Source organism: Flavobacterium sp. 25HG05S-40 (assembly GCF_052654735.1).
In genome coordinates, this window is the sequence record NZ_CP199750.1 from 1,991,104 (window position 1) to 2,009,939 (window position 18,836).

Sequence of the window (18,836 nt, forward strand, 5' to 3'; positions counted from 1 at the left end):
AAATCCCGTCCAAAAGACGGGATTTTTATTATAATCAATAGCCAATACACTTATTCTCTAGTAGCCAAATAACGCTCTGCATCCAAAGCAGCCATACAACCTGTTCCTGCCGCCGTAATGGCCTGACGATATACATGATCCGCAGCATCTCCACCAACAAAAACACCTTCTACATTAGTTTTAGACGTTCCAGGAACATTAACAATATACCCCGTTTCATCAAGGGTTAAGTACTCAGCGAAAATATCGGTATTGGGTTTGTGACCAATAGCTACAAAGAAACCCGTTGCTGGAATCTCAATAATTGCTCCCGTTGTACGGTTTTTTGCTTTTACTGCAGTAACCACTTGTCCATCACCTACAACCTCTTCGGTATCGTGGTGCATCAATATTTCGATATTCGCTGTTTTACGAACGCGCTCTTCCATAATTTTTGAGGCTCTGAATTTATCACTTCGAACCAACATCGTCACTTTGGTACACAACTTAGAAAGATAATGCGCTTCCTCACAAGCCGAATCGCCAGCTCCTACAATCACTACTTCCTGATTTCTATAAAAGAAACCATCGCAAACCGCACAAGCCGAAACACCACCACCCATTTGCAAATAGTGCTGCTCCGAAGGTAATCCTAAATACTTAGCCGAAGCTCCTGTAGAAATGATAACCGTATCAGCATGAATTTCCTTGGTATCGTTAATCCAAACTTTGTGAACAGTGCCCGAAAAATCAACTTTAGTAGCCCAACCATCGCGAACATCAGTACCGAATCGCTTAGCTTGCTCCATAATATTAATCATCATTTCAGGACCCGTAATCCCTTCCGGATTGCCAGGCCAGTTTTCTACTTCATTCGTGGTCGTTAATTGCCCACCAGGTTGCGTTCCCTGATACAAAACAGGAAACATATTCGCTCTGGCAGCATAAATAGCAGCAGTATAACCCGCAGGACCAGAACCTATAATAAGACATTTTACTTTTTCTATACTATCAGACATGATTTGATATTTATTTAGGGTGCAAATGTAAATCTTTTAAAGCTAAAATTAGTGAGTACATGTATCGCTAAATACAATTTGTGAATAAGATTCGATTATTGTTAAAAAACATTTTGAGAACTAATTTTTAATTCTATATTTGCACACGCTTTCGGGGTGTAGCGTAGCCCGGTTATCGCGCCTGCTTTGGGAGCAGGAGGCCGCAGGTTCGAATCCTGCCACCCCGACTAAAGAATCCTTTCTGTAATTAAGAAAGGATTCTTTTGTTATAAAACGATGCAACTTGTTGGAGACATTTTATAAAAAAATACATTTCAATAGAATATTCAGCAGGATTTATAGGTAACAGATACCAAATCGAGATATCCGCTGCTCTGAATGCAAAATAGGCCGAATACTACTTCAAAAAAGTTTTTGTTAGTTCTGGCTCTTTCCCTGATTATCTTTTTCTTGCCTCTTGTTTCTTTTCTCTATTTTCTATTTGCTTTTCTCTTCAAACTTCCGATATAATTTCTATTTTTGTTCCAACTAAAAACAACACTACATTATATGCTAATTATCGGAATTGCTGGGGGTACCGGAAGTGGAAAAACAACTGTTGTCCAACAGATTATTAATGAGTTACCCGAAGCGGAAGTCGGCGTTATTTCACAAGATTCGTATTACCGAGAGAATAACAATCTGAGTTTTGAAGAAAGAGGTTTGATTAATTTTGATCATCCAAGAGCCATCGACTTCGAATTATTGGTAAAGCATTTAACCGAATTAAAAAAAGGGAATACCATTGAACAACCTGTTTATTCTTTTGTAACACACAACCGTACCGAAGACAGCATCATTACCCATCCAAGAAAAGTGATGATTGTGGAAGGGATTTTAATCCTTGCCAATGCCGAGTTACGCGAAATGTTTGATGTTAAGATATTTGTTCACGCCGATTCTGACGAACGTTTAATCCGACGTTTAAAGCGCGATATTGCCGAACGTGGTCGAGATATGGAAGAAGTATTGAATCGTTATCAAACTACTTTAAAACCAATGCATCAACAGTTTATTGAACCTACTAAGGCTTTTGCCGATATCATCATTCCAAATGATAAGTACAACACCGTGGCTATTGATGTGGTAAGAGCAGTAATTAATCAAAGAATTACTTAAATTTACACCATGAGTTACTTTAAAAACTTAACCAATGCCTACCCTATCCTGAAAGTTCTCGGGAACAGATATGTTATTGTGTTGGTTTTTTTTAGTGTGTGGATGCTGTTCCTTGACAATACTTCCTATATGGATCATAGGGTTTTGGACAAGCAATTGGACGAACTCGAAGACAACAAGAAATACTATCAGGACGAAATCAGAAAAGATAGCGAAAACATCAAACTACTCAAAAACCCAGATCAAATTGAGAAATACGCCCGCGAAAAATACTATATGAAACGCGATAGCGAAGACATTTACATCATCGAATTTGAAGGTGATTCTATTATAGACGAGCAGTCTAAATCAAAATCTTTATAAGTTACCATCATGGCTGAACAATTATTTGAGGAGTTCGAATCGGTTTCTTCCAAACAATGGAAACAACAAATTCAGTACGAATTAAAAGGCGCCGACTACAACGAAACCCTTGTTTGGGAAAGCTTGGAAGGCATCAAAGTAAAACCGTTTTATCACAACGATGAATCGGAAGTGACCTTTTCTGTAAAGGAAAACACCAAAGCTTTCGAGATCCTCCAAAACATCTTTGTACACGACGTTGCCTTGTCCAATAAAAGAGCCTTAGACACGCTGAATCGAGGTGCTGAAAGCATACGGTTTTCCATAGAGAACGAAGCAGTTTCAGTAGAAGAATTGATGCAAAATCTTCCATTGGAAAAGACAAACTATTTTTTTTATTTGCCCTTTCTTTCAATCGATTTCGTAACTAAAATCAATGCATTTGCAACACAAAACAAGGCACAATGTTACGTACAAGTTGACCCTGTCGGACAATTAGCCAAAGATGGCAATTGGTTTGAAAACTTGGAAAAAGATTTTGATAAACTAAACACTATTGCTTCTAAAGCAACGATTCCGTGCCTAACTATTAATGCCGGACTTTATCAAAATGCAGGTGCCAATATGGTACAGCAATTGGCGTATACTTTAGCGCACGTCAACGAATATTTCAATCGAATTCAAAGCATCTCACAACCCATAATTATCGAAGTTTCGGTAGGAACCAATTATTTTTTTGAGATTGCCAAACTAAGAGCTTTACGACTACTATTCAACACATTGGCCAAGGAATATAACCACGATTTCGATTGTCATATCATCGTTACACCATCCAAACGCAACAAAACACTTTACGACTACAACGTCAACATGTTGCGTACGACAACCGAATGTATGAGCGCTATTTTAGGCGGAGCAGACAGTATTGCCAATTTACCCTATGATGCTTTATACCATAAGGATAATGAGTTCGGAGACCGAATTGCACGCAATCAATTGTTAATATTGAAGCATGAAAGTTACTTTGATAAAGTCAGTAATCCTGCTGATGGTGCTTACTACATCGAAAGTGTTACCGAGCAGTTAGCCGAAAAAGCCTTGCTGTTGTTTAAAGAGATTGAAGCCAAAGGTGGTTTTATTTCCCAACTCATCGAAGGCAACCTCCAAAAGAAAATCAGTGAAAGTGCTGCGAAGGAACAGGAATTGTTTGATAGCGGAAAAGAAATCTTATTGGGAACCAACAAATACCCCAACAAGAATGACAAGATGAAGCACGATTTAGAACTGTATCCCTTTGTCAAACAAAATCCACGTAAAACCTTAATCACTCCGATTATTGAAAAGCGACTGGCGGAGAAATTAGAGCAGGAACGTTTGGGGCAAGAAGCATAAGTTATGAGAAAAGACATCCAACATATAAAGATTGAGTCGAAAGTCGAAAGTCAAAAGTCGAAAGAATCCAGCAACTTCTTAACCGCTGAAGATTTGAAATTAAAAGGAGGAAGCCCAGTGGGCTTCAGGTATGCGGACTTTAGTTCGCCAAACTTCTTGACTGCTGAAGGCATAGAATTAAAGTCAGTTTATACCAAAAAAGACATAGCCGACTTAGAACATATCGGTTTTGGGGCGGGCTTTGCTCCTAACCTACGTGGTCCTTATGCAACGATGTATGTGCGTCGTCCTTGGACAATTCGTCAGTATGCCGGATTTTCAACTGCCGAAGAAAGTAATGCTTTTTACAGAAGAAACTTAGCTGCAGGACAAAAAGGCTTGTCTGTAGCTTTTGATTTGGCTACGCATCGTGGATACGATTCGGATCACGAACGTGTGGTTGGTGATGTGGGTAAAGCTGGAGTTGCGATAGATTCTGTAGAAGATATGAAAGTCTTGTTTGACCAGATTCCACTAGATGAAATGTCGGTTTCGATGACCATGAACGGCGCCGTGCTACCCATTATGGCTTTCTACATCGTGGCTGCCGAAGAACAAGGTGTTGCAGCCGAGTTGCTATCTGGAACCATTCAAAATGATATTCTGAAAGAGTTTATGGTGCGCAATACCTATATCTATCCGCCAACGCCTTCCATGAAAATCATTGCCGATATCTTTGAATATACCAGCAAAAACATGCCGAAGTTCAACTCGATTTCCATCTCAGGCTACCACATGCAGGAAGCCGGAGCTACGGCAGATATTGAGTTGGCGTATACCCTAGCCGATGGTTTAGAGTACATCCGTACCGGATTGGCAGCCGGAATGGACATTGATACTTTCGCACCACGTCTATCGTTCTTTTGGGCCATCGGAATGAACCACTTTATGGAAATTGCCAAACTCCGTGCAGGTCGAATGTTGTGGGCGAAACTCCTAAAACAGTTTAACCCAAAAGATGAAAAGTCATTAGCCTTACGAACCCACTGCCAAACTTCGGGGTGGAGTTTAACCGAACAAGATCCTTTTAATAACGTAGCCCGAACTGCCATCGAAGCGGCGGCGGCTGCCTTTGGCGGAACACAATCCTTACATACCAACGCCTTAGACGAAGCCATTGCGTTACCGACCGATTTCTCTGCACGAATAGCAAGGAATACTCAAATATTTTTACAAGAAGAAACCAAAATCTGTAAGACCGTTGACCCTTGGGCCGGCAGTTATTATGTAGAAAGTCTAACGGCCGAAATCAATGAAAAAGCCTGGGCCTTAATTCAGGAAGTGGAAGAACTGGGCGGCATGACGAAAGCCATTGAAGCCGGTATTCCAAAGCTTCGTATAGAAGAAGCCGCCGCTCGTAAACAAGCGCGTATTGACAGTTCTCAAGATATCATTGTTGGCGTGAACAAATACCGTTTGGATAAAGAAGACCCGTTGCATATTTTGGATGTGGATAACCAAATGGTCCGCAAACAACAAATTGAACAATTAGAACGCATCAAAGCGACCCGCGATACCGAGAAAGTCAAAGCGAGTTTGGAGAGATTGACGGAGTGTGCGAGAACGTCTGTGGAAAATGGAAGAGATTCTGATAGTCATCAGAATGAAAATTTATTATCTTTAGCCGTAGAAGCAGCCCGAAACCGAGCAACTTTAGGAGAAATCAGTGATGCCTTAGAAGTAGTTTTCGGACGCTATAAAGCACAAATCAGAAGTTTTAGCGGCGTGTATAGTAAAGAAATCAAGAACGACGAGAGCTTTGAAAAAGCCAAACAATTAGCCGACGCTTTCGCCAAGAAAGAAGGACGTCGCCCGCGTATTATGATTGCCAAAATGGGTCAAGACGGTCACGACCGCGGTGCCAAAGTAGTCGCTACTGGTTACGCCGATGTTGGTTTTGACGTTGACATTGGTCCGTTATTTCAAACGCCACAAGAAGCTGCCAAACAAGCGGTAGAAAACGACGTGCACATCTTAGGTGTTTCCTCATTAGCAGCCGGACATAAAACACTCGTTCCTCAAGTAATAGAGGAACTCAAAAACTACGGTCGCGAAGACATTATGGTCATCGTAGGCGGAGTCATTCCGGCACAGGACTATCAATTCTTATTTGACGCCGGAGCCGTTGCCGTCTTTGGTCCCGGGACTAAGATTAGCGAGGCAGCGATTAGTATTTTGGAGGTGTTGTTACAAGACTAACATTTTCAACATCATTGTCGCTTTCAAAACAATTGTCGCATCCAAGATAATTGTCCCCTTGAGGGGAATTTAGGGGTGTAATTACCACTTATGATAGAAGACAGTATTCGATTGTTTATCCATCTATTGGCAAAGCAAACCAACCTACAAGGCACTCACTTTTTAGTGGGTGTTTTTTTGTTGAAAAGTATACAAAAAGTGTAACAAAAAATAAATACAAGGTATTAAGTTTGCAAAATGAAAACTTTTATTACATTTGACCAATGAAAATTCTCGTACGAAAAACGATTTTATTCTACATCAAAAAATATCCAATTGCTGAAACTCAACTATTGATATGGTATAATGAATTTTCTAAACACGAGTTTCAAAATTTTAATGAGCTTAAAAAAGTTTATGGGAATGCAAGCATCGTAAATAACAATAGAGTCATTTTTAATATAAAAGGAAATGATTTTCGATTGATTGTTTCCATAAATTTTCTACAAGCCGCTTGTTATGTGATTTGGTTTGGAACTCACAAAGAATATGACAACATTACTGTGGAGACAATTGCCTTTGATACTACAATCTTGACCGATAAAAAAGTAAAATAATGAACTGGAAAGTATTAAAAACTAACGAAGACTATAACAAAGCTTCCTTACGAATGATGGAATTATTTCACTCACAGCCAAACACTCCTGAGCATGATGAGTTAGATTTACTTATAGTGCTAATTAAGGATTACGATGAAAAACACTACCAACTCCCAGAACTAGATGCTCTAGAAGTTATAAAGTATAAAATGAAAGAAAGAGGCATGAAGGCAAAAGACCTCGAACCAATTATTGGAAGTAAAGGCCACATTTCTGCCATCCTTTCCGGAAAAAGAGAAATCACCTTAAAAATGGCACAAAAACTAAAAAATTACTTCAATATACCCGCTGAAGTATTTCTGCATAGTGCTTGATTTACTTTTAAAACAACAGTAGCTAAGTAGCGATAGTATTCTTGAAGTATTATTGCAAGACTAACATACTTCATTTTCTTTTGTCTTTCCCGCGCAGGCGGGAATCCATAAATAACAACAAGCACTCACTTTTTAGTGGGTGTTTTTTTGTTTATACCTATCTGAAAACTTTGTTGACAAATAAGACGTTATGCTTACAATCGTAGGCGGGCCAATTGTAGGCATCATTTTAATTTTAAACACATGAACATTAAAGAAAAATTCGGACAAAAAGTAAAAGAGCTCCGAGAAGAAAAAGGCTTCTCCATAGAGCAATTAGCCAATGTTTCTAATGTAGACCGAAACTATATCTCAGATATAGAAAAGGGAAAAAGAAATGCATCGATTGAAATAATCGAAAAAGTAATTAATGGATTAGAAACTGATTTTGCAACATTCTTCAGTGATAAAAGTTTTAAGAAATGAAATCTAAAAAATTGAAAGTAGCAGAGTTGTTTGCTGGCGTAGGAGGATTTCGACTTGGTTTAGAAAAAACTAAAATGTATGACGTTGTTTGGAGCAATCAATGGGAACCATCAACAAAAGTTCAACATGCATCTATGGTGTATGAAGCTAGATTTGGTTCAGAAAACCATTCAAATCAAGACATTACACAAGTACCTATTTCAGAGATTCCCGATCATGATATTCTTGTTGGTGGTTTTCCATGTCAGGATTATTCAGTCGCTACAACTCTTCATAACTCAAAAGGTTTAATCGGCAAAAAAGGTGTCCTTTGGTGGTCTATACAAAAGATATTAAATGACAAAAAAAACAAACCAAAATATCTATTTCTTGAAAACGTAGATAGACTTTTGAAATCTCCTTCTAATCAGAGAGGCAGAGATTTTGCTGTCATGTTGAAGAGTCTTGATGAACTTGGGTATGCTGTTGAATGGAGAATAATTAATGCCGCAGAATATGGAATGCCTCAAAGAAGAAGAAGAGTTTTCTTTTTAGGTTACCATAAATCTACCAATTTATACAAAAAAATGAATCAATCCGAAAAATTGGATTGGCTCACATGTGACGGTACAATTGCAAAAGCTTTTCCAGTTTCAATTGAAAATAGCAAAACTAATTTAATAGAGTTATCAGGAGATTTAGTTGACATCTCAGAAAACTTTAATAAAGGTGGCAAATTATCCCCTTTCTTAAACACTGGTTTATTGATTGACGGAATAATACACACTATAAAAACACATCCAAATTACGATGGAAAACGAACTGTATTAAAAGATGTTTTACAAAACGGTGAGGTTACTGATGATTTCTTTATAAATGAAAACGATTTGATGAAATGGGAATATTTAAAAGGCTCTAAAAAAGAAATAAGAAAAACTGCTGATAATTTCGAATACAACTATAGTGAAGGCGCAATGATATTTCCTGATGCCTTAGATAACGCTTCAAGAACTATCATTACAGGAGAAGGAGGAAATTCTCCTTCTAGATTTAAACATGTTGTTAAATCCGATAGAGGATTAAGAAGGCTTACTCCTATCGAGCTTGAAAGATTAAACATGTTTCCTGACAATCATACCAAATTAAATGGAATCACAGATACAAAAAGAGCTTTTTTTATGGGTAATGCTTTAGTTGTTGGAGTTATTGAAAAAATTGGTGATGAATTATTTAAAAATATAAATGAGTAATTCTTCCTTACCATACGATGATTCAAACATCAATTCAATTCTGAATTATGCTTTGTTATTATTAAACAAATCATTATCTGATGTAATTGAGAAGGATTTAGAAACATCATTCAAAGGTAAAGGACAGTTTGGACAAAAGGTTGAAAAATTATATTTCAAGTATGAACCAAACTCAAAATCGGAACCTGACTTTGTTAAAGTAGGAATGGAACTAAAGACAACACCCTTAAAGGAAATTAAAAAGGGTTTTGTATCAAAGGAAAGACTAGTTTTTAATAGCATTGATTATAATAACATTTGTCAAGAGGTTTTCAAAACGAGTAGTTTCTGGAAAAAAAATCAATTGATATTATTAATGTTCTACCTGCATGAACAAGGTAAATTAGATTTTAATTATATCTTTAAAATAATAAGAATTTGGCAATTCCCCTCAACTGATTTAAAGATAATTAAAGATGACTGGGAGTTAATTGTAAAAAAAATTAAAGATGGTAAAGCTCATGAGCTATCAGAGGGAGATACAATTTATTTGGGCGCCTGCACAAAAGGAGCTAACAAAAACTCAGTAGTAAGCCAGCCATATTCTAAAGAAAAAGCTATGAAAAGAGCTTTTTCATTGAAATCAAAATATTTAAACTTTATAATAGAAAAAAGTTTAAAAAAAGAAGAAATTTTGATTGATTACAATGAATATGATGAGATTCTAAACGAGAATAATATTTCAGAAGAACCAAAAGCAGAATACAGAAAAATATACTTAAAAGATTTAGAGCCAATTGTTAAATCTTTAGATGAATATAAACCGGGGGAAACATTTGAAGATTTGGTTATCAAAAAATTTAGCCCTTATTTCGGATTGACCGAAAATCAAATTTCTCAACAGCTAAATTTTAACGCTACAAAAGCTAAAAATAAAATAAATCTGCTTTCAAAAGCTATTCTTGGTATTTCAAAAAATAAAATTGAAGAGTTTGAAAAAGCAGACATTCAAATGAAGACAATAAAATTAGAAAATAGTGGTTCATTAAAAGAAAGTATGTCTTTCTCACAAATACAGTATAAAGAAATTATTGATGAAGAATGGGAAGATTCATATTGGTTTAATTCATTAACGAAAAGATTTTTCTTTGTTGTATATCAGAAAAATGAAATGGATGAATTAGTATTTAAAAAGGTGATGTTCTGGACTATGCCTAATAAAGATTTAGAAAAAGCTAAACTATTCTGGGAGGATACAAAAGAGAAAATATTAAATAACGATTTTAATCATTTTATAAAAATCTCAGATAACAAAATGTGTCATATAAGACCAAAAGGAAGAAACAGCTTAGACTTAATGGAAACTATTACTGGCTCACAAGAAAAGAAAAAATGTTATTGGTTGAATGCCTCCTATATAAAAAAAATAATAAGTTGAGTTTGCTATATCAAACAAATACCCCCAAATAAGTCTCTAACTACACCTCCTCCATTTACCAGACCCCTCCCCAACCCAAAGCGGTACCGCGCCAACTTGCGTCGGTGCTCCCCCAACTTGTGACGGTGCCGTCGTAAGTTGAAACAATGCTTCCCCAATTCTTGTCGGCGTCGCGGTAGTTTAGGAAGGTGCCGCGCTAAATTGCGTCGGTGCGTTACGGCATAAGAAAGTGCCGCGTTAGTTCTCGTCGGTGTCGTCGCAACTTGAAGCGCGACTATTTTAACCATAAATCATAATTATTTTTAATGTGTAAGGCCTTATTTTATAAGGAATAGTTTATTTTTTTACTAGGCACGCATACTATTTTTAGACTTTCTGCGTTATCTATACTACAAACCGTTCGGTATAAAAGTTTAAGTGAATGAAACACTAGTACTTGACATCCCATTTTGAGGACGAAAAAACCCTCCCTTTTAAAAGGATTGGGTGTCAGTAGAGTAGTGAATAGTATTACTAAGTAAACTTTTAAAATCATGAAAAATTCATTTTTCCCGAGAGCCGAATCCTTTTTAGTGGTTTGGGCTACAAATTACCAAGAAAAAATTGCAGTACACGCCACCGCTTTAGGGCTAACTCCTGCCGATGTAACTGCTGAAGTGGCATTTTGCCAAGCCATCATTGACAGTATCAATGCGGTAACCAATCAGAAAAATTTATACCTATCGGCTAAAGAAACCCGAGACAACACTATCAGTCTTCAAGGAGGTGAACTACGATTAGGCATTGCCCGTCACAAAATGGCTGCGGGCTATACCGAAGCCATCGGGCAAGATTTAGGCATCATAGGGGTTGCTGACGAGTTTGATGCAAGCACCTATAAACCCGAAATCATTGCCGAATTGTTTGGTGGTAATGTGCGCATCCGATACAAGAAATTGGGCGTGCAGGGTATCAACATTTACAGCCGTCAAAAAGGAACGGCAACATTCACCTTTTTGTCCCGAGCTACGAAGAGTCCATTTGAATACCATCCGGTTTTAAAGGAATCCAATCAACCCGAACATTGGGAATACCGTGCCTTCGGGGTTATCAGTGATGTCGAAATTGGAATTGCTAGTGACATCGTTGAAATTGTATTTGGGGAATAATTTATAATTGTTTCGTTTATTCATTAGGTAAAGGCTGTCCGTTTGGGCAGCTTTTCGTTTTTTATCTGAAACTAAAACCCATCAGGTTTCTACATGGATTGCTTGGCGATTGTAGCTTTCCTTAAAATATTTGATTGGATTCCCGCCTGCGCGGGACTAGAGAGCTTGCTCGACTGAACGAAGTTAAAGACAAAGGGAGTAACAATGCTGTTGTAGATTCCCGCGTGCGCGGGAATAACTACCGCTTTAACCAACCCGCAATGCTCATTCTCCGTTCTTGGGTTACGAGTACTTCATGTTCTAGTGCACTGCTTTTAAAGAACACGGTTTTGCCTTGTGTGGGTGCTATCGTTTGGTTGCCTTCTTTTTGGTAAACTAGTAGCTCTCCGCCATCGGCTGCTTTCCAATCGGGGTTGAGATAGCTAATCATCGAGAACTGACGGCTGGCGTTGTCCTTAAACTGGTCGAGGTGTTTGATATAAAAATCGCCGGCTTCATACAACGAATAATGAAATTCATAACTCTTGATGTTGGCATAACACGTGGTGTTGAGATAGTGCACAAAAGCATCCATCTTCTCAAAGAACAAGTTTTCATAAGGATCGTTGTGCTTTTTGTCCAACCAGTAAATCTTATCTTTCCGTATCAACTGACTGTGTTGCAATAGGCTGTCATTCCCTACTCCCGCTGCCTTGAGTTCGTTGTCTTCGTGCAGCAACAATAAATTAGAAGCCAGATGTTCGCACAAGCCATCACTAAGAAAGTGATCCGAAATTCCAATAGTATGTTCGATATATCCGGCAATCAGGTCTTCAAAATCTGTTTTCATACGCACTAACCTGAAAGGACAAGTTGTGGCAAGGTAGGCCGAATATCATCAATACCATACACTTTATGCTTTTAAATAAAAATGTAAGAATTATATAACTTTTATAGGATGTTATACAACAGCTTTGATCAAAATAAGCAGACCTTTACTTTGATTCAACACATTCGTAACTTCGATGATATGAAAAAACAAAACGCTTCATTATTTGACACATTACAGGAAGGAATTCAGGTTATTGATTACAAATGGAATATTGTTTACGTCAACAAGACTTTTTGCAAACAGGTAAACCTTTCCAGAAAAAAATTGGTTGGACATGACCTTCGGAAGCACTTTCCCGACTTTAAGAAAACCGCGGTATTTGAGGCGATAGAGGAATGCATGTCTAGTCAAAAAATCATTCGCTTACAAAATAATTATCAGTTTGAAACAACCACCAAAAAATACTTTGAAATAACGCTAAAACCTGTAAAGGAAGGAATTTGTATTCTTTGGTTGGACATCAGCCGATTTCGAAAAGAGGAGGAAAAGGCTCAAAAGTACAGTAAACTTTATGCCTTTATCAGCCAAGTCAATCAAAATATTGTTCACATAAAAGAGGAAAGTGCCCTGTTCAAAAACTCGTGCCAAATGGCCATAACATTCGGTAATTTTAAAGTAGCTTGGATTGGACTTTTTGATGACGAAAAACAAAATATTGCAGTAGTAGCACAATGTGGTAGTAGTAAAATTGAACTAAAAAAACACTGCATCTCCAAAAATGATTACTCCCAAAACAAAGTATTGCAGACATCGAAGCATTTTATTTGCAATGACATTGTAAACGACATTCAGCTCGAAAAGTGGAAGCCTTTTATCAAAAAACATTTTATTGGTTCATGCATCATTTTACCTATTAGAAAATCAAATACCATTGTCGGCACGCTTAATCTTTACTCGAACGAACTCGACTTTGACGCAAATGAAATAGTATTACTCAAAGAAATTGCCAAAGACATTTCGTATGCGTTAGATCGATTTGAAAAAGAAAAAAAACACCAACGGGATGAAGAAATTGCGCTTCAAAAAAATGAAGAATTGGAAAAAACCAATTATGAACTTGATCGCTTTGTCTATAGTGTTTCCCATGATTTACGTTCGCCACTGACCTCCATTTTGGGGTTGCTTGCTTTTATTCAGGAGGATTCTAAAGAACCCGAAACGCTGAAGCATACCGAAATGATAAGCAAAAGCATCAACCGACTGGATGAATTTATAAAAAATATCCTGAGTTACTCGAGAAACAATCGCATGGAATTAGCCATAGAAAAAGTACCTCTTGAGCAAACCACGCAGGACATTGTAACCTCACTACTGCATATTAAGGAAGCTCAAAATATTGCCTTTGAGATTAACGTGGATGAAGTCTGCTCTTTTTATTCGGACAAACAGAGCTACAGTACTATTATTGAAAACATAGTGTTGAATGCGATTAAATTTCAGGATAAGAACAAGGCGGTGCAGTTTATTAAGATTAATGCCTACAGCGAAGGTGATTATTTAAACTTGACCATCACCGATAATGGGATTGGTATTGCCGCTGAAAATTACAGCAAGATATTTGACATGTTCATGCGCTTGTAAGGAGATGTCGCGGGTTCGAGCATCGGTTTATATATCGTCAAAGAAATAGTGACCAAAATAGAAGGGACGATTACTGTTCAATCAAAAATAGGCGAAGAAACCACTTTCACCATCCAATTAAAAAACTTAAAACCATGCTAGAGCATTGTCAGAAAAAATTTGAAACCATTATGATTATTGATGATAATTCGATCGATCTTTATATCAGTTCGCGCATTATTACCAAAAACGATTTTGCGAACACTGTATTACCGTACATCTCAGCAAAATTGCCATTAACCTATTTAAAAAAACATAAAAACACGCCCAAACTTTTACCCAATCTGATCTTTGTAGATATCTATATGCCTGAAATGTCGGGATTTGAATTTATAGCCTCTTACAATGAATTATCGCTAGAACTAAAAAACAAATGCAGTTTGTATGTAATATCTTCAACCAATAATGAAAAAGATATCGACCAAATATATGCCGATAATAACATAGTAGCCTTTCACGAAAAACCAATCACCAAAGCTTTCCTAGAAGGCTTAGCCTAAACCTGCTTGCCGGCAGGCAGATCCTAATTGCTATTCTTTCATTAAAGACGGCGATTTTCTTACTGAAATAGAGACTAGTATTTCAGAAAAAATGTATCCTTCGCTCTTTAAACGAGGTAAAGGCTCGACCATTATGAGCTCATTTTTTAGATCGGGTCACGCTGAACCGACCGTACTGCAGAAATTGGTAGTCGACTAAAAAGTGTAATACTACTTTAAATCTTTTTAGATCAGACCTTGATTATCAACAAATTATTACTATATTTATAATCCCCTTTCTTGAAATCTTACGGAAAATTAATCCATTTAAACCAAGATATATGAAAACCAAGATTGTAAACAGTATCGTTTTTATTGCGATAGTTGCTTTTGTAATGGGCTGTAAACCTAAGACAGATGAAGTCGTTGTCGACAAAGAACAAATCAAAAACGAAATTCAGGCTATTGAAAACAAAATGGCCGAGATGTTCAACGACCGAAATGTAGCAGCTGAAGAATATTATGCTACTGACGCTACGAGTTTTTCTCAAAACAAACCGCCATTGGTAGGTAAGGCTGCTATTGAAAAATCTATTAAAGATGATTTGGCTAAGTTTCCAAAAGGCTATCAAATTGCTTTTGTAGTGAATGACATTTTCCCTTCCAATGATGGTATTCAGGTAGTTGAAATTGGTAACTACCGTGTTTCCGATTCGACAAGTGCACCACTGTATACCGGAAACTATATTGCCGTTTTTGAAAAAAGAGAAGGCAAGTATGTTTGTATTAGAGATATGTCGGCTTCTGATAAAAATGAAGACCCTAAAAAGGAATAAAATACTGGCAACGTTTATTAAGAAGCACCTGATTCGAGGTGCTTTTTTTGTAGATATAGATTGTAGTAGTCAAGGTTTATGCCAACCGAACTATACCAAGCAACAACTTCAAACCATAAAGCACAAGTTGTAAGTGTTAAAAAATGACAGTGTTCTTCTGATATTCAACACTTTATCTGTATCTTTAACACATTAGTACAAAAGATTGCTTGTTTATTACACTAACAATACAGGAGTTTTAATAACGTAAACGTATAGTTAACCCATTTTTTTAAAGCGTTCTGGTAGGGTTTTTCATTACTTAACCATTTAATAGTAAAGGTATAGCGCATTACAATGAAGGTACAATTTCAAATTCGGGGAGTGTTCCTCCTACTCCTCTTTCCCTTGATGAGTTTTGGGTTCAACTTGGCGGTTACCCGAACCAATGAAAGCTGTCCTGGAAATGGTTCGCTGAGTTTTACCGTAACCAATACTGACCCCAATGGGACTATAGCCTATTTTGTATACAAACTCCCCGACCTGACCACACCCTACGCTTCAGGACCTGCCACCATTCTTAACGGATTGATTGCTGGTAATTACCGCGTCATTGCCAGAGAAACCGTTGGTAGTGTCACAACAACACAAGAGGTAGATGTTGCCATCACGAGTTCGTTTACACCCCTTGCGTATACGGTTGAAGCAGTCAATCAAGCTTGCTCTAACACTAGTACTATAGCAGTAACTACCGTTACAGGAACTGCGGCAACTTATGCTATTATATCAGGTCCGGCTACTTTTCCGGTGCAGACCTCCAATACCTTTTCGGGTTTGGCCGCTGGGGTTTATCGAATCAGAGTGGTTGACACTTGCGGGAATGCCGTGGTTCAGGCTTTTACAGTAACCGTCAATCCTCCGCTTCTGAGTACCGTTGCTCCCGACTTTACCAATACCGATCCACCATCTTGTAATTTTGTAGTGGCCAATAACACCATCATTGCGGCACCCGGAACCGTAATAGCCTACCCGCTTCAGGTGCGCTATATTTTACATTTGCCTACTGGCGATACTTTTATTAACAACGTATTAAATTCGGGTGACCCTTTTTCGCAAGACATCTCCCAAACCATCCCTTATTTCAGCACGCAGAATTACATCTATGATGTTATTTTAACTGATGCTTGCGGCATTACGTATCCGTTGAATAATTTTATCGTAAATGATGCTATACAATTGTCGGATACGATACATACGCTACCGTGCAACAAGTATTATTTTTCGCTCAACGCAGACAATTATATCGGTAACTATACGCTACAGTTTACCAGTTTCCCAACCGGATTTAACCCTACAGCCTTTAACAGTAGTTTTCCGGGACCGTATAATCAGCCGACTGTTGATTTTGGTGATACTACCAATTTTGTTCCCTTTGGTGATTATGAAGTCACCATTACGGATAGCTGTGGTAAGACCGATGTGGCTCAGTTTTCTATTGTTGATACACCACCTGTTCCTAATGTGATTGAAATAAGTGATAGTTGTTTGAGTACCACCGGACAAATAAATGCCAGCATTGCCAATTATGAGATTGTATCCATTATTATGACGGCGGCGCCGGCAAGTTATGGATTTTCGATTCCTCATGATGTATCATTTTTGATTGATAGTGCCGGAGCGGTGACTATAGCGCCCGTGCCTCTAGGTGATTATACTTTCAGAATTGTGGATGATTGCGGCAATGTCTATGACCCTGTGAATGTGACTGCTCCCCCGATTGTAGATTTAGGTATCAAAACAGAAGTACTTCCCGGATGTGATTTAGGAACAGCATCCGTTAAGATACAAAGTAACAACAGTAGACTCACATCGGTTACAATTACGGCTGCACCTGTGGGTTATACATTCCCAATTCCGCATGATGTTTCCGATAATATTATTGCAAATGGTGATACCTACTTAGCCGATTTACCCAACGGAAATTATATTTTCAAAACCAAAGACGAATGTAATTTTGAAGCGGATATTCCGCTTGTAATTGATGGTTACAAAATAACCAGTAGTTCCTTTTCTTTAGTCCCAGATTGTGGCGTATTTAGTATTCCTCTTGCGGTTACCAACAATGCTGTGGGGAATCAATTTTTCGGTCTTCAAAAGTTATTAGATGCTGCAACTAATACGTGGGGAAATCCCATTTCGGAGGAAGTCTATCCTGATGGTACCGTGCCGAATGCCAACAATTCGTATGTATTAGATAATAATACCACCAATATCAATATTACCTTCAATGGTATATTTAGGATAGTGCAGCACTTTACAACCTACAACAGCGGTAGTGCCATCAGAAGTGGTTTGACCATTACTAAAGACTGTGTCGAAATACTAGCGCCTACCCTTTCATTTACGAATGCCTTAGCGATTAATGATGTGTTGCGCATTCCTTGTTCTACTACAGGCAATTTTGATGTGATTGTGCTTACCAACGGTACACCACCACTACAATACCGCATTACGGAAAAAGACGGTAATCCCTTCATAGTAAACAATGGTACCTCGAATATTTTTCAAAACTTAACTCCGGGTGTCTATAAGTTTGATGTAGAAGATGCTTGTGGTAATAGTGTCAACAGAACCTTTGACGTTTCCGATTTGTCTTCCTTGGTCACCATTTATCCTGTTTGCAATATTTTAAACTGTACTTCTTCCATTACTGGTAATGAAACCTTTGATTTATCGGCACAAAATGCTACTCTTTTAGGGACGCAATCAACTGCTGAATATACCTTAAGCTATCATACGTCTCAAGCTGATGCGGATAACAACGCAAACCCCATCACGAACATAACAGCTTTTAATCCGATTAACAATCCACAAACCATTTACGTTCGGCTTCTTTTTAACCAATTACCTAATTGTTATCAAACAAGTTCTTTTGAAGTAATCACAGGACAAATTCCAAGAATGCCGCTTCTGCCGGATTATGTTGCCTGCGACGGTGAACCTGTTGTTCTAGATGCCGGAATTGGTAATTTGGCAAGTACCACCTATACTTGGTCAAACGGACTGACGTCGCCTAGTGTAACCGTAACCGAGGTTGGCACGACAACACTTGATATTACAGCTACAAACAACTATGGCGGCTGTGCTACAGTTCCACAAAACTGCACTACATCGAGCACCGTTAGTGTAACTCTTGCTGCTATTCCTGAAATTGATCGTATAGATACACAAGATTGGACCGATAATGAAAATAGCATCACTGTAGTAACCACACAACAAGGTGATTTTGAATATTCGCTAGATGGTATTGCATTTCAGAGCAGTCCTGTTTTTTCTAACCTAAGACCCGGACTTTACACGGTTCATGTTCGAGATGTAGGAGGCTGCCGCATTGTTACGGAAGAAGTTTGGTTGCTCAATTATCCTAAGTTTTTTACGCCGAATGGTGATGGTTATAATGAAACTTGGTATGTCAAAAACTCAGATAAAGAACCCGACTTTAAAGTATATATTTACGACCGCTATGGCAAATTATTAACTGGTATCTATTCGAACGGACCGGGATGGGATGGCCGATTGCATGGAAAATTGTTGTTTGCCGATGACTACTGGTTTGTGGCTTACCGACAAGACGGCAGGATGTTACGAGGACATTTTACGCTGAAACGCTAAAGAGATGCACTTTATTTTTGCAGAAGCTGTTTAAAAATAA

15 protein-coding genes, 1 tRNA gene and 1 pseudogene are annotated in these 18,836 nt (G+C 37.9%); 15 read left to right on the plus strand and 2 right to left on the minus strand.

Annotated features, from left to right (window positions below; translation table 11 throughout):
• Nucleotides 1-50 precede the first annotated feature (50 nt).
• Entirely contained in the window at nucleotides 51-998 is a 948-nt protein-coding gene (trxB, locus tag ACULEU_RS08620; RefSeq protein WP_445452198.1) for a thioredoxin-disulfide reductase, read from the minus strand.
• Between the two features lie 152 nt (nucleotides 999-1,150).
• On the opposite strand from trxB, the gene ACULEU_RS08625 reads away from it, so the two are divergent.
• From ACULEU_RS08625 to ACULEU_RS08675, 11 genes are all read left to right on the plus strand, one after another.
• Nucleotides 1,151-1,225, plus strand: a tRNA-Pro gene (locus ACULEU_RS08625).
• Nucleotides 1,226-1,547: 322 nt separating this feature from the next.
• Entirely contained in the window at nucleotides 1,548-2,156 is a 609-nt protein-coding gene (gene udk, locus ACULEU_RS08630) for a uridine kinase (protein WP_445452199.1), read from the plus strand.
• Nucleotides 2,157-2,165: 9 nt separating this feature from the next.
• The gene (locus ACULEU_RS08635; RefSeq protein ID WP_445452200.1) at nucleotides 2,166-2,519 is read left to right on the plus strand and encodes an FtsB family cell division protein; all 354 of its coding nucleotides are present in this window, start codon (nucleotides 2,166-2,168) and stop codon (nucleotides 2,517-2,519) included.
• A 9-nt stretch (nucleotides 2,520-2,528) separates the two neighbouring features.
• Nucleotides 2,529-3,890 carry a methylmalonyl-CoA mutase subunit beta gene (locus ACULEU_RS08640; RefSeq protein ID WP_445452201.1) on the plus strand — a complete coding sequence of 454 codons (1,362 nt, stop codon included), beginning with the start codon at nucleotides 2,529-2,531 and terminating at the stop codon, nucleotides 3,888-3,890.
• A gap of 3 nt (nucleotides 3,891-3,893) precedes the next feature.
• Complete coding sequence (gene scpA, locus ACULEU_RS08645; protein WP_445452202.1) at nucleotides 3,894-6,128, plus strand: methylmalonyl-CoA mutase; 2,235 nt, start codon at nucleotides 3,894-3,896, stop codon at nucleotides 6,126-6,128.
• A gap of 263 nt (nucleotides 6,129-6,391) precedes the next feature.
• Complete coding sequence (locus ACULEU_RS08650; protein WP_445452203.1) at nucleotides 6,392-6,724, plus strand: type II toxin-antitoxin system HigB family toxin; 333 nt, start codon at nucleotides 6,392-6,394, stop codon at nucleotides 6,722-6,724.
• Complete coding sequence (locus ACULEU_RS08655; protein ID WP_445452204.1) at nucleotides 6,724-7,080, plus strand: helix-turn-helix domain-containing protein; 357 nt, start codon at nucleotides 6,724-6,726, stop codon at nucleotides 7,078-7,080. Before ACULEU_RS08650 ends, ACULEU_RS08655 begins: the two co-directional genes overlap by 1 nt.
• 243 nt (nucleotides 7,081-7,323) lie before the next feature.
• On the plus strand, nucleotides 7,324-7,545 hold the full coding sequence (locus ACULEU_RS08660; RefSeq protein WP_445452205.1) for a helix-turn-helix domain-containing protein: 222 nt from the start codon (nucleotides 7,324-7,326) through the stop codon (nucleotides 7,543-7,545).
• Nucleotides 7,542-8,774, plus strand: a complete 1,233-nt coding sequence (gene dcm / locus ACULEU_RS08665; RefSeq protein WP_445452206.1) for a DNA (cytosine-5-)-methyltransferase — start codon at nucleotides 7,542-7,544, stop codon at nucleotides 8,772-8,774. The genes ACULEU_RS08660 and dcm overlap by 4 nt, the downstream gene beginning before the upstream one ends.
• Nucleotides 8,767-10,191: a MutH/Sau3AI family endonuclease gene (locus ACULEU_RS08670; RefSeq protein WP_445452207.1), complete on the plus strand. Its 1,425-nt coding sequence runs from the start codon at nucleotides 8,767-8,769 to the stop codon at nucleotides 10,189-10,191. The genes dcm and ACULEU_RS08670 overlap by 8 nt, the downstream gene beginning before the upstream one ends.
• Nucleotides 10,192-10,724: 533 nt before the next feature.
• Nucleotides 10,725-11,339, plus strand: coding sequence for a hypothetical protein (locus tag ACULEU_RS08675; protein ID WP_445452208.1), 615 nt, complete (start codon nucleotides 10,725-10,727; stop codon nucleotides 11,337-11,339).
• Between the two features lie 238 nt (nucleotides 11,340-11,577).
• Here the strand turns inward: ACULEU_RS08675 and ACULEU_RS08680 are convergent, their stop codons facing one another.
• Nucleotides 11,578-12,168 carry a 2OG-Fe(II) oxygenase gene (locus tag ACULEU_RS08680; RefSeq protein WP_445452209.1) on the minus strand — a complete coding sequence of 197 codons (591 nt, stop codon included), beginning with the start codon at nucleotides 12,166-12,168 and terminating at the stop codon, nucleotides 11,578-11,580.
• A gap of 180 nt (nucleotides 12,169-12,348) precedes the next feature.
• Here ACULEU_RS08680 and ACULEU_RS08685 point away from each other — a divergent pair.
• From ACULEU_RS08685 to ACULEU_RS08700, 4 genes and pseudogenes are all read left to right on the plus strand, one after another.
• Nucleotides 12,349-13,932, plus strand: a pseudogene (locus ACULEU_RS08685) (ATP-binding protein).
• The gene (locus tag ACULEU_RS08690; RefSeq protein WP_445452210.1) at nucleotides 13,926-14,330 is read left to right on the plus strand and encodes a response regulator; all 405 of its coding nucleotides are present in this window, start codon (nucleotides 13,926-13,928) and stop codon (nucleotides 14,328-14,330) included. The pseudogene ACULEU_RS08685 and the gene ACULEU_RS08690 overlap by 7 nt, the downstream one beginning before the upstream one ends.
• Nucleotides 14,331-14,650: 320 nt before the next feature.
• Nucleotides 14,651-15,145 carry a YybH family protein gene (locus ACULEU_RS08695; RefSeq protein ID WP_445452211.1) on the plus strand — a complete coding sequence of 165 codons (495 nt, stop codon included), beginning with the start codon at nucleotides 14,651-14,653 and terminating at the stop codon, nucleotides 15,143-15,145.
• Nucleotides 15,146-15,481: 336 nt separating this feature from the next.
• Nucleotides 15,482-18,796 carry a T9SS type B sorting domain-containing protein gene (locus tag ACULEU_RS08700; RefSeq protein WP_445452212.1) on the plus strand — a complete coding sequence of 1,105 codons (3,315 nt, stop codon included), beginning with the start codon at nucleotides 15,482-15,484 and terminating at the stop codon, nucleotides 18,794-18,796.
• Nucleotides 18,797-18,836: the final 40 nt, after the last annotated feature.